Origin of the sequence: Micromonospora sp. NPDC052213 (assembly GCF_040679695.1) — a bacterium.
Lineage (GTDB): Bacteria > Actinomycetota > Actinomycetes > Mycobacteriales > Micromonosporaceae > Micromonospora.
Window position 1 is genome coordinate 36,097 of sequence record NZ_JBFAVI010000005.1, and the last position, 11,487, is coordinate 47,583.

The 11,487-nt window shown below is 73.9% G+C and carries 10 protein-coding genes; 7 read left to right on the plus strand and 3 right to left on the minus strand.

The features are described from left to right. Positions 1-293: 293 nt before the first annotated feature. A complete protein-coding gene (locus AB0L34_RS02640) occupies positions 294-1,568 on the minus strand; it encodes a glycosyltransferase (RefSeq protein WP_363701278.1) in 1,275 nt (424 codons plus the stop codon). Between the two features lie 24 nt (positions 1,569-1,592). Between AB0L34_RS02640 and AB0L34_RS02645 the strand changes: the two genes are divergently transcribed. From AB0L34_RS02645 to AB0L34_RS02665, 5 genes are all read left to right on the plus strand, one after another. Further along, positions 1,593-2,453: a DNA-formamidopyrimidine glycosylase family protein gene (locus AB0L34_RS02645; RefSeq protein WP_357450513.1), complete on the plus strand. Its 861-nt coding sequence runs from the start codon at positions 1,593-1,595 to the stop codon at positions 2,451-2,453. A gap of 265 nt (positions 2,454-2,718) precedes the next feature. Further along, a complete protein-coding gene (locus AB0L34_RS02650; RefSeq protein WP_363701360.1) occupies positions 2,719-4,290 on the plus strand; it encodes a sugar transferase in 1,572 nt (523 codons plus the stop codon). A gap of 39 nt (positions 4,291-4,329) precedes the next feature. Beyond that, complete coding sequence (locus AB0L34_RS02655) at positions 4,330-5,556, plus strand: histidine kinase (protein WP_363701279.1); 1,227 nt, start codon at positions 4,330-4,332, stop codon at positions 5,554-5,556. Positions 5,557-5,682: 126 nt separating this feature from the next. After that, complete coding sequence (locus tag AB0L34_RS02660) at positions 5,683-6,444, plus strand: LytTR family DNA-binding domain-containing protein (RefSeq protein WP_350682550.1); 762 nt, start codon at positions 5,683-5,685, stop codon at positions 6,442-6,444. 95 nt (positions 6,445-6,539) lie between these two features. Further along, on the plus strand, positions 6,540-7,190 hold the full coding sequence (locus AB0L34_RS02665) for a DUF5701 family protein (protein ID WP_363701280.1): 651 nt from the start codon (positions 6,540-6,542) through the stop codon (positions 7,188-7,190). A 79-nt stretch (positions 7,191-7,269) separates the two neighbouring features. On the opposite strand, the gene AB0L34_RS02670 is transcribed toward AB0L34_RS02665, so the two are convergent. Beyond that, positions 7,270-8,544: a sialidase family protein gene (locus tag AB0L34_RS02670; protein ID WP_363701281.1), complete on the minus strand. Its 1,275-nt coding sequence runs from the start codon at positions 8,542-8,544 to the stop codon at positions 7,270-7,272. Next, positions 8,531-9,052, minus strand: a complete 522-nt coding sequence (locus tag AB0L34_RS02675) for a sigma-70 family RNA polymerase sigma factor (protein ID WP_363701282.1) — start codon at positions 9,050-9,052, stop codon at positions 8,531-8,533. Before AB0L34_RS02675 ends, AB0L34_RS02670 begins: the two co-directional genes overlap by 14 nt. 285 nt (positions 9,053-9,337) lie before the next feature. Here AB0L34_RS02675 and AB0L34_RS02680 point away from each other — a divergent pair, with 285 nt between their 5' ends. Continuing rightward, positions 9,338-9,751, plus strand: a complete 414-nt coding sequence (locus AB0L34_RS02680) for a hypothetical protein (protein WP_363701362.1) — start codon at positions 9,338-9,340, stop codon at positions 9,749-9,751. A 1-nt stretch (position 9,752) separates the two neighbouring features. Further along, a complete protein-coding gene (locus AB0L34_RS02685; protein ID WP_363701283.1) occupies positions 9,753-11,393 on the plus strand; it encodes a cation acetate symporter in 1,641 nt (546 codons plus the stop codon). Positions 11,394-11,487: the final 94 nt, after the last annotated feature.

The following is an 11,487-nucleotide window of genomic DNA, read 5'->3' on the forward strand; positions in this document are numbered from 1 at the left end:
CGGCGAGTGGTCACCGGGGGCGAGACGCGGATCATGGTGAAGGCGCTGCTCAAGAGACATTGCATGGCACTTGAGGCGACATTTGGGGCACCGCACGAGAGCAAGTGCAATCACGCTCAGTGAAGCGAGCCGCTCCCTGACTGACAGTCACGCGGAGCGACGGCCGACTGGCTCATCGGCACGCCCCGCGTCCCACCGGAGCGACAGCGGTTCAGCAGCCGACCGAGGGCTGGCAGCGTCAGGATCCGACCGAGGGCCGGCCGGCTCAGCGGTCGACCGGCACGCCGGCCGGTTCAGCGGTCGGCCGGCGTGCCGGTGCGCAGGACACCGGCGTAGATGTCGAGGAGTTGCTTGGTGACCACGTCGGGGTGGAAGGTGCGCTCGTAGCGCAGCCGGGCGGCCGGCGCCAGCGCCGCGGCCCCGGCGGCGGCCACCGGCAGGGCGGCGGCCAACGCCGCCGGCTCGGGAGGCGCCACCCAGCCGGCCTCGCCCCGCCGCACACCCGCCGGCAGGGGCGCCGGCCCGTCCCCGGCGACGGCGGAGGCGACGGCGGCCGGTCCGGTGCCGGCGGGCTCGCGGGGCGCGTCCGCGCCGACCAGGTAGGGGATGCCGCCGAGCGCGGTGCCGAGCACCGGGCGGCCGGCGGCGAGCGCCTCGATGATCACGGTGGGCAGCACGTCGTGCCAGGTCGAGGTGGCCAGCACCACCGCGCTCGCCTCCAGCGCGGCGCGCACCCCCGCCCGGTCCAGCGGCCCGAGGAAGGTCACGTCCGCCCGGTCCGCGGCCGCTGCCTCCACCAGCGGGCGCAGCTCGCCGTCGCCCGCGATGCGCAGCGGGCCGAGCGCCCCGTCCGGGTGTCGCCGCCAGGCGTCCAGGAGCAGGTCCAGCCCCTTCTCCGGGGAGAGCCGGCCGAGGAAGAGGAACCCCTCGCCCAGCGGGGCGGGGCGGCCCGGGTCGGGGATCGCGTTCGGCTTGACCACGATCCGCCCGGCCGGGATGCCGTAGTCGCGCAGGTGGTCGGCGACCGCCGAGGTGAGCGCGATGAACCGGTCCACCGAGCGCCACGTGCCGCGGTGCACGGCCAGCGTGGTCGCCATCAGCGCGCTCTGCGCCCGCGAGCCCCGGTAGCAGCGGTGCACGATCGCCGGCACGCCCAGCGCCCGGCCCCGGCAGTCCTGGCAGATCATCCCGTCCCGGAAGTAGAGCCCGGAGGAGCAGACCTGCCGGTAGTTGTGCACCGTCTGCACCACCGGCACGCCGTGCCGGTGCGCGGTCCGCACCACCCAGGGCGAGATCAGGGGGTACGGGTTGTGCAGGTGCAGCACGTCCGGCCGGTGCTCGGTGATCAGCCGGCTCAGGTCCTCCTGCGCGCGGGGCGCCCAGATGGGGGAGATCGGCAGCAGCGCCTTGGCCGACTTCGGCATCGTCGGGATCTCGTCCGAGCTGCGGATGAACGGCAGCACCTCGACGCCGGCCGCGGTCAGTTGGGCGATCTCCGCGTCGACGATCGTGTTCTCACCGGACGGCTGGGCTTCCCGGTACCGGTTGTGCGCCACCACGATTCTCACGGGAAAGAAGGCTACCGTTGGCTGGTGCCCGAACTACCGGAGGTTGAGGCGCTCGCGGGTTACCTGCGCGAGCGCGCGGTGGGGCGGCGCGTCGACCGCATGGAGGTCGCCGCGATCAGCGCCCTGAAGACGTACGACCCGGCACCGACCGCCGCCGCCGGGCGGGCCGTGGTGGACGCCCGCCGGCACGGCAAGTTCCTCGACGTGGTGCTCGACGGCGACCTGCACGTGGTGGTGCACCTGGCACGGGCGGGCTGGCTGCACTACCGGGAGGCGTTCCCGTCCGCCGCCCCGCTGCGCCCCGGCAAGGGCCCGGTCGCCCTGCGGGTACGCCTCGACGACGGCTCCGGCTTCGACCTGACCGAGGCCGGCACCCAGAAGAGCCTCGCCGTCTACCTGGTGACGGACCCGGCGACGGTGCCCGGGGTGGCCCGGCTCGGCCCCGACGCCCTCGCCGCCGACCCGGCCACCTTCGCCGAGCGGATGCGCAGCCGCAAGGGCCAGGTCAAGGGGGTGCTCACCGACCAGACGGTGCTGGCCGGCGTCGGCAACGCGTACTCCGACGAGATCCTGCACGCGGCGAAGCTGTCGCCGTTCGCGCTGACCCACCGGCTGACCGACGACCAGCTCGCGGCCCTGCACGCCGCCACCCGGGAGGTGCTCGGCGACGCGGTGCGCCGGTCGGTCGGGCAGAAGGCGGCCGAGCTGAAGGGCGAGAAGCGCTCGGGCCTGAAGGTGCACGCCCGGACCGGGCAGCCCTGTCCGGTCTGCGGCGACACCGTCCGCGAGGTCTCGTTCGCCGACTCCAGCCTCCAGTACTGCGCCACCTGTCAGACCGGCGGTAAGCCCCTCGCTGACCGTCGGTTGTCGCGGCTCGTACGGTGAGTGACGACACTCCCCGGCTACGGAGAGGAATCGACCCTCTCGTTCCGAAGGTCGGAGTCGGAGCTCTACCGGGGGCGCAATCCATCGGTATAGTGGCTCGGTCCCCGGCTTCTGAAATGGCGCGGAGCCGGCCAGACGCCAGGCGGCACCACACCGGCGCAATGTCCCTCGGGTCGGCGTACGGGTCGGCACCGCGTGGGAGACTGGGACGGTGGGCGACCCGGGCCCTCACGGCGAGTGAGCGGCACGTGTCATGCGGGAGGACATGGGTGAGGTGACGACAAGCCTCCAGCGCCCGGTAACCAACACAGGCCGGAGCAAACTCGTGCGGCACGTCGACAGCTTCGAGATCCAGCCGCCGGCGTCGCCGTCCCCCAACGGCGTACCCCGGTCCGCGTGGGCCCGGGCCCGCCGCCGGGTGTCGCGCTGGCACCGCCCCTACATCACCCTCCTGCTGCTGCTCGACTTCGCGGCCGCCGCGGCCGCCAGCCTGATCGCCATCGAGACGTTCGACCAGTCCCGGGCGGGCTTCTACAACGCCGAGCAGGACCCGACGTGGTTCCACACGGTGGCGTTCGTGCTGCTGCCGCTCGGCTGGGTGGTCAGCCTCTGGGCCAACCGGGCCTACGACCGGCGCTACCTGGGCCTCGGGCCGGACGAGTACAAGCGGGTCATCCGGGCCGGCGTGGCCGTCACGGCGACGGTGTCCTTCCTCGCCTTCGCCACCAAGACCGACCTGTCCCGTTACACGGTCGGCACCGCCCTGCTCGCCGCGCTGCTGCTGATCCTGCTGAACCGGATGCTCTGCCGCTTCGTGCTGCACGTGGTCCGGCGCAACGTCGGCCAGGCCGGCCACCGGATGGTGCTGGTCGGCACCCTGCCGGAGTGCCTGGAGGTCTACACCGCGGTCACCCGCAACCCGGCCGCCGGGCTGGTGCCGGTCGCCATCCACGTCACCGACGGCTACGCGGCCGCCAAGGGCATCGAGACCCCGGTCCCGGTGTACGCGGGCCGGGACGTCCTCGCCCTCGTCCGCGAGGTGGGCGGCGACACGATCGCGGTCTGCGGCTCGGCAAGCGCCGAACCGGGCGAGCTGCGCCGGCTGGCCTGGCAACTGGAGGGCTCCGGCGTCGACCTGGTCGTCGCCCCGCAGCTCACCGACATCGCCGGCCCCCGGGTGCACATCCGGCCGATCGAGGGCCTGCCGCTGCTGCACGTCGAGGAGCCGACCCTGTCCGGGCCGGCGCTGCTCGCCAAGAACCTGATGGACCGAGTGGCCGCCGGGCTGGGCCTGCTGCTGCTGGTCCCGGTCTTCCTGGCCATCGGGATCGCGATCCGCATCTCCGACCCCGGCCCGGTGTTCTTCCGCCAGCCCCGGGTCGGCCACGAGGGCCGCACCTTCCGGGTCTGGAAGTTCCGCACCATGTACGTGGACGCGGAGGACCGGCTGGCCAGCCTGGTCGACCAGAACGAGACCGACGGCATGCTGTTCAAGATGAAGCAGGATCCCCGGGTCTTCCCGGTGGGCCGCTTCCTGCGGGCCTCGTCGCTGGACGAGCTGCCCCAGCTGATCAACGTGCTCAAGGGCGAGATGTCGCTGGTCGGGCCGCGCCCGCTGCCCGCCGACGACGGCGACTTCCTCGGCGACGTCCGCCGGCGCCTGCTGGTCCGGCCGGGCATGACCGGGCTGTGGCAGGTCTCCGGCCGCTCCGACCTGTCCTGGGACGAGGCGGTCCGGCTCGACCTCTACTACGTCGACAACTGGTCGCTGGCGTACGACCTGAGCATCCTGTGGCGCACGGTCGGGGTGGTGCTCGCCCGCAAGGGTGCGTACTGACCCCTTGGCGAGCGGGCCGACAGGGGCCAGGATCGCTGCGTGGGTGGCAACCTCTCGGCCGTCTTCGGCGTCGTCTCGCTGGTCACCGCGCTGGCCGCGGCCCTGTTCGCGGTGGTCCGGCTGCGCGGGCGGCGGGGCATCGCCACGGCCACCCAGCGGGCCACCTACGAGGTGTTGCACACCGCCGGGCTGGCCGCCGAGCCGCTGCGCGCCGGCCTGGGGGCGGCCAACGCGGCGAAGGCCGTACGCCACCTGCGGGCCCTCGTGGGGGCGGCCGGGCTGGCGCTGACGGACCGGGCCACGCTGCTCGCCCTGGACGGGCGGGGCGGGCACCACGACGGCCAACTGGTCGCGGCGGCCCGGCGGGCCGTGGCGACGGGCCGCTCGACCGTGCTCGGCGACTCGGAGCTGCACTGCGACCGGGTGGACTGCCCGGTGCGCGGCGCGGTGGTCGCCCCGCTGACCGGCGCCGACGGGCGTACGGTCGGCGCGCTGGTCGCGGTCGCCGACGGCCAGCCGGAGCCCGGCCTGGTGCAGGCCACCCTGGAGACGGCGCACTGGGCCGGCAACCAGCTCGCCCTGGCCGAGCTGGACTCCTCGCGGGAGCGGCTGGCCCGCGCCGAGGTGCGCGCCCTGCGCGCCCAGATCAGCCCGCACTTCATCTACAACGCGCTGACCGCGATCGGCTCGTTCGTGCGCACCGACCCGGACCGGGCCCGGGAGCTGATCCTGGAGTTCGCCGAGTTCACCCGGTACTCGTTCCGGGCGCACGGCGAGTTCACCACGCTGGCCGAGGAGCTGCGCTCGATCGACCGCTACCTGACCATCGAGCGGGCCCGGTTCGGCGACCGGCTCCAGGTGCGCCTCCAGATCGCCCCCGAGGTGCTGCCCGTGACCCTGCCGTTCCTCTGCCTGCAACCGCTGGTCGAGAACGCCGTCCGGCACGGGTTGTCCCGCAAGCCGGGCACGGGCATGGTGAGCATCGAGGCCCGGGACGCGGGCACGGAATGTCACATAACGGTGGAGGACGACGGAGTGGGGATGGATCCGACCGCGCTGACCGCCGGCATCGCCGAGCTGGCCGGCGCCACCGGGGACCCGGGCGACGACCCGGGCCAGCACGTCGGCCTCTCCAACGTCGACGAGCGGCTCCGCTCGGTCTTCGGGGACGGCTTCGGCCTCGTCGTCGAGACGGGCCTCGGTTCCGGTACGAAGGTGAGCATGCGGGTGCCGAAGTTCCACCCCGGCGTACGGGCGGGCTCGTGAGCGCGAGGAGTGAGCCGGGTCTGCGAGCCCCGCAGTCGCGAACCGAGGTGGCGCCGTGAGCGCGAGGAGTGAGCCGGGTCTGCGAGCCCCGCAGTCGCGAACCGAGGTGGCGCCGTGAGCGGCGGGGTGAACCCGTCCGGTTTCCTCCGGGTGCTGGCGGTCGACGACGAGCCGCCGGCGCTGGACGAGCTGGCGTACCACCTGCGGGCCGACCCCCGGGTGGCCCGGCTGCACACCGCGGGGGACGCCACCGAGGCGCTGCGGGTGCTCCGCGACGGCGACGTGGACGTGGTCTTCCTCGACATCCGGATGCCGGGGCTGGACGGCATGGAGCTGGCCCGGGTGCTGCGCCGCTTCGCCCGGCCGCCGGCGATCGTCTTCGTCACCGCGTACGACGACGGCGCGGTGGACGCGTTCGACCTGGGCGCCACCGACTACGTCCGCAAGCCGGTACGCGCCGAGCGCCTCGCCGAGTCGCTGCGCCGGGTGATCGGCTCCCGGGTGGTGCCGTCGCATCCGGCGGCCCTGGCCCGGGCGGAGGAGGATCCGACCATCCCGATCGAGCTGGCCGGCACCACCCGGATGCTGCCCCGCTCGGCGGTGCGCTGGGTGGAGGCGCAGGGCGACTACGCCCGGCTGCACACCGCCGACGGCTCGCACCTGGTCCGGGTGTCGCTGGCGACCCTGGCCGAGCGCTGGGCGGACGCCGGGTTCGTCCGGATCCACCGGTCGTACCTGGTGCAGCTCAAGCTGATCGCCGAGCTGCGGCTGGTCAACTCCGGCTACGTGGTGGTGGTCGACTCGGCCGAGTTGCCGGTCAGCCGCCGGCACACCCGCGAGCTGAAGGACAAGCTGGTGCGCGCGGCGAAGCAGGACTGGAACCGCTGACCCGGTAGCCGGCCCGGGATCTCGCTCACGGGATCGGGAATAAGCCCGCTGTATCGTACGCTGTACGGTACTCCGTACGACATATGGAGGCCGCCTTGTTCGACGCCGCGACCGAATTCGACCGCCAGCTCGACCGGCTGGTGGAGCTGGGCTACCCGACGCTCGCCGAGCTGACCGAGGACGCCTTCCGTGACCTGGTCGCCCCGCTGCGCGCGGCGGCCGTCGCCGGGGCGGCCGGCCTGCCCGCCCCGACCGAGGGACGGGTGCCGTTCCTGCTGGTGGTCACCCGCGACCTGGTGCCGGTGGAGGAGCGCGTCGCGCGGCTCACCCTGGCCGGCAGGCGGAAGCCAGGCATCATCGACCGGCACTACGCCGAGGGTGACCTACCGAAGTTCGACCCGATCAAGGAGCTGGAGGTGCCGGCCGGGCCGGCGTACCTGCTCTTCGACGTCGACCGGGGCGAGGAGACGCTGAATTTGCCCCCCGCCGCCGCGATGGAGGTGATCACCGGCCAGGGCCGGCTGCCGCTCAGCATCGACGAGGGAATCGCCTTCGTCGCGCTGCACCCCGAGGCGCTGGCGAAGAACAAGTGCTTCTCGCTGGTCGGCTCCCGCTGCGGCGACAAGCGGGTGCCCGCGCTCTGGATCAGCCAGAACGCGCCGAAGCTCGGCTGGTGCTGGTACGGCAACCCGCACACCTGGCTCGGCTCCGCCTCCGCCCGGCCCGAGCGCGTCGGGCTGGGCTGAGCGGTCGCCGGGACGGCCGGGGAGCTGACGCCCCGGCCGTCCCGGCCTGATCGCCTCTGCCCGGCCGTCCCGCGCCCGGTCAGTCCGGGAGAGGGAACCGGGTCCAGGTCACGCCGTCCGTGGTGAGCTGCACGTGGTCCGCGCCGCCCACCGTCATGTCGTCGCGGCCGTAGAGCCAGGCGTACCCGGGGGCGGCGCCGACCCCGCCGTCGCGCCGCTCGTACGCGCGGACCGTGGTGAAGTGCCGTCCGGAGTCTCGGCTGGCCCACAGGCGCGAGGTGAAGGTGGGCACCTCGTTCTCACCGCCGATGTTGTCCGACTCGGCCACCAGCAGTGCGCCGTCCGAGCCGATGGTGGCCGCCTTCATCTCGGGCGTGTCGGGCAGGTCGGTGCCGACGTCCGCCCAACTCTTCCCGCCGTCGGTGGTCCGCAGCAGCTGGACCGGACCCTCCACCGCCATCGGTGACTCACCCGGCGGCGGCAGCGGATTGATCAACAGGTACGCCTCCTGTCCACTGACCCCGACCACCCCACGCACGTCCGCCCCCTTGGCCGGCCGCCAGGTGTTCCAGGTGGCGCCCCGGTCCACGCTCCGAGCGACCACCATGACGCCGATGTCACCCGGCCAGTAGGTCACCCAGATGGCTCCGTCCACGCTCGGGTAGATGCTGAAGGGCGGATAGGGCGACGGTGGCGTGCCGCCGAGCCGGTACACCGCCCCCGTCGACGGGTCCACGGCCACCGGTTCCCGGAGCGCGCCACAGCCCACGTCCCACTGACAGAAGACCGGCCGGGCCTTCGCCGGGAAGGCGGACACCGTCACCATCGCCTGCGCGGCGTCCCGCCAGGTGCGGCCGTAGTCGGTGGAGAGCTTCAGCAGGTCCCCGTCGCGAACCAGATAGGAGCGCTGTCCGAGCACCGAGAACTGCGGGGTGGCGAGCGGCCTTCCCTCGGCGTCCTCGGCGCAGCGGGTGCTGCGGTAGCGGGTCGCCTCGTCGCCGGTCCAGCTCCGCCCGCCGTCATCGGTGTGCCTGAACCGCACGGTGGGACATCCCCCGTCGCTGACCCACACTCCCGCGACGACGCCCGAGTCCGGTCCGGTCAGGAAGAACTGCCCGCCCCGGTCCGGCTTCACCGGAGGCTGGTCCGGCCCGGCCCAGTCGACCCCCCGGTTGCCGGCGGCCAGGGGCAGGACCCCCATGCTGGCGAAGGCAACGACGAGGGCCAGCGCCAACCCGGCGGTACGCTGCCGGCGGCGGGCCCGGGCGGCCGCCCACAGGTCGTCGAGCGGCGGCTGACGGACGGCGTCGGCGACGGTCCCGGCGTTGAACCCGCTGAACTCACGATCGGACATCGACCCTCCCGGTACTCGTGGTGTCGGTGGCGTCGGAGTCGGTCAGCAGCAGGGCGAGGGCCTGCCGGCCCCGGGCCAGCCGGGACTTCACCGTGCCGGCCGAGACGCCCAGCGCGTGCGCGACCTCGTCCACCGGCAGGTCGACGAGGTAGTGCAGGGCGAGCGCGTGCCGCTGCCCATCCGGTAGCTGCCGCAGGGCGGCGAGCAGCGCCAGGTGTTCCGGCGCGGTGTCCGCGACGACCGGCGGCGGGCCGATCCGGCGCAGCAGCCCGTCGAGCACGCGGCGACGCCGGTGGCGGCTGCGCGCCACGTTGACGGCCACCCGCCGCAGCCACGCCTCCGGGTTCTCCAGCCCGGCGAAGCGCCGGGGCGCGGCGAGCGCACGGGTGAACGCCTCCTGGACCGCCTCCTGCGCCTCGCTCAGGTCGCCGGTCACCGCGTACAGCTGGACCACGAGCCGGCGGAAACACCCGGCGTATACCTCCGAGATCAGATCACCGTCGGACACCGTCACCTCCCTTCTCCACCTGTCCCACTCGCCAGCGGGGCAGAAGGTTCCGGTGACAGCGCTTTCCACGGAGTTATCCACAGGGATGACGCGTTCTCCACAGGTTATGCACAACCCGGTGCGGACGGCCCCACCGACCGGGCCGCGCACCCGACGCGACGCCGACCGGCCCCTTGACATTCGCGCTGATCAGGCGAGACTGCCGGGGTGGCCGCCGCCGACGATCGCGCACGGGCGGCCCGGACCGCAGGCCGGCCCGGGCCGCCGGAGCAGCCACGGCCGGGGCTGTCCGGGCAGCCACGGCCGGGCGTACCGGGACAGGCTCCGGCCACCCCGCCCCGGACCCGGATCGTGCTGGCCGAGGTGTCCCGCCGGGAGGACCGGGCGCAGCTCACCCGCGCCGAGTTGGCCCAGCAGACCCGGGTCGGCGAGGCGCTCGTCCGGGGGCTGGTCCGGGCCCAGTTCGCGCTGGCCCTGCGGCTCTCCCTGGTGGTGGCGATCGGGCTCGGCGGGTTGCCGTGGCTGTTCGCCATCGCGCCCGACGTCGGCCGGATCACCGTGCTCGGCGTCAACCTGCCCTGGCTGCTGCTCGGCGTGGTCTCGTTCCCGTTCCTGATCGCGGTCGGCTGGGCGTACGTGCGGCTCGCCGAACGGAACGAGCAGGACTTCACCGACCTCGTCCAGCGGCCGGAGCGCTGACGTGGGCAACGGTCTCGTCGTCCCGGCGATCGTGGCGGTCACCCTGGTCACCGTCGGCATCGGCTTCTACGGGCTGCGGCTGGCGCGCACCACCTCCGACTTCCTGGTCGCCTCGCGGGCGATCAGCCCGACCTGGAACGCGGCGGCGATCGGCGGGGAGTACCTCTCGGCGGCGAGCTTCCTCGGCGTCGCCGGGCTGATCCTCAAGTACGGCGTCGACGTGCTCTGGTACCCGGTGGGCTTCGCCGCCGGCTACCTCGCGCTGCTGCTCTTCGTGGCCGCGCCGCTGCGCCGCTCCGGCGCGTTCACCCTGCCGGACTTCTGCGAGCTGCGGCTCGGCTCGCGCCGGCTACGCATCCTCGCCACCGCATTCGTGATCTTCATCGGCTGGCTCTACCTCGTGCCGCAGCTCCAGGGGGCGGGGCTGACGCTGGCCACGGTGACCGGCTCGCCGTACCCCCTGGGGGCCCTGCTGGTGGCCGTGGTGGTCACCGCGAACGTGGCGCTCGGCGGCATGCGCGCGATCACCTTCGTCCAGGCCTTCCAGTACTGGCTGAAGCTGACCGCGCTCGCCGTACCGGCGATCTTCCTGGCGTTGCAGTGGCAGGCCGACGCCCGGCCGGCGGTGACCCCGCCCGACGGGCCGACGTTCCGGACCGCGACCACCGTCGTGGTCGAGCACCGCGCGACCCTCACCCTTCCCGACGGCCAGATCCGGGAGGTACGCCCCGGCGACGAGCTGTCCTTCGCCGCCGGTGACCCGGTGCCGGAGGTCTCCGGGGTGGCCACCGACGCGGCCGACTGGCTGCTGCCGAGCACCGCCGGGGACGACGACCGGGGCCTGTTCGCGACCTACTCGCTGATCCTGGCCACCTTCCTCGGCACCATGGGGCTGCCGCACGTGCTGGTGCGTTTCTACACCAACCCGGACGGCGCGGCCGCCCGGCGCACCACGCTGGTCGTGCTGGCCCTGGTCGGCGCGTTCTATCTGCTGCCGACCATCTACGGGGTGCTCGGCCGGATCTACACCCCGCAACTGCTGGTCACCGGCCAGACGGACGCGGTGGTGGTGCTGCTGCCGGGAGCCGCGCTGGGCGACGGGCCGACCGGGCGGCTGCTCGCCGCGCTGGTCGCGGCCGGCGCGTTCGCGGCCTTCCTGTCCACCTCGTCCGGGCTGCTCACCAGCGTTGCCGGGGTGATCTCGACCGACGTGCTCGGCCGGGGCTCGGTCCGCGGGTTCCGGCTGGCCACGGTGATCGCCGGCGGCGTGCCGGCGGTGCTCGCGCTCAACCTCGCCGGGCTGGACGTGTCCCAGGTGGTCGGGCTGGCGTTCGCGGTCGCCGCGTCCAGCTTCTGCCCGCTGCTGGTGCTCGGCATCTGGTGGCGCGGGCTGACCGACCTCGGCGCCGCCGCCGGGATCCTGGTCGGCGGCGGGGCCGCGGTCGGGGCGGTGCTGGTCACCGTGCTCGGCCCGCCGCTGTCCGGCTGGCCGGCCACGCTCACCGCGCAGCCGGCCGCGTGGACGGTGCCGCTGGCCTTCACCGTGATGGTGGCGGTGTCCGTGGCGACCCGCCGTCGGGCGCCCGCCGACGTCGGGGCGACCATGCTCCGGCTGCACGCGCCGGAGGCGCTGCGGCTGTGAGCGACCGCCGCCACGTCCCGGGTACGCCTCGGGGATGACCGGGGATCATCCTGCGGCCGGACCGGTGGCCGGCCGATGCCGGATACGGTCGGAC

Coding starts and splice junctions, on each gene's coding strand:
- AB0L34_RS02670 (WP_363701281.1), bottom strand. CDS start 8,544: ATGTCCGATCGTGAGTTCAGCGGGTTCAACGCCGGGACCGTCGCCGAC.
- AB0L34_RS02650 (WP_363701360.1), top strand. CDS start 2,719: ATGGGTGAGGTGACGACAAGCCTCCAGCGCCCGGTAACCAACACAGGC.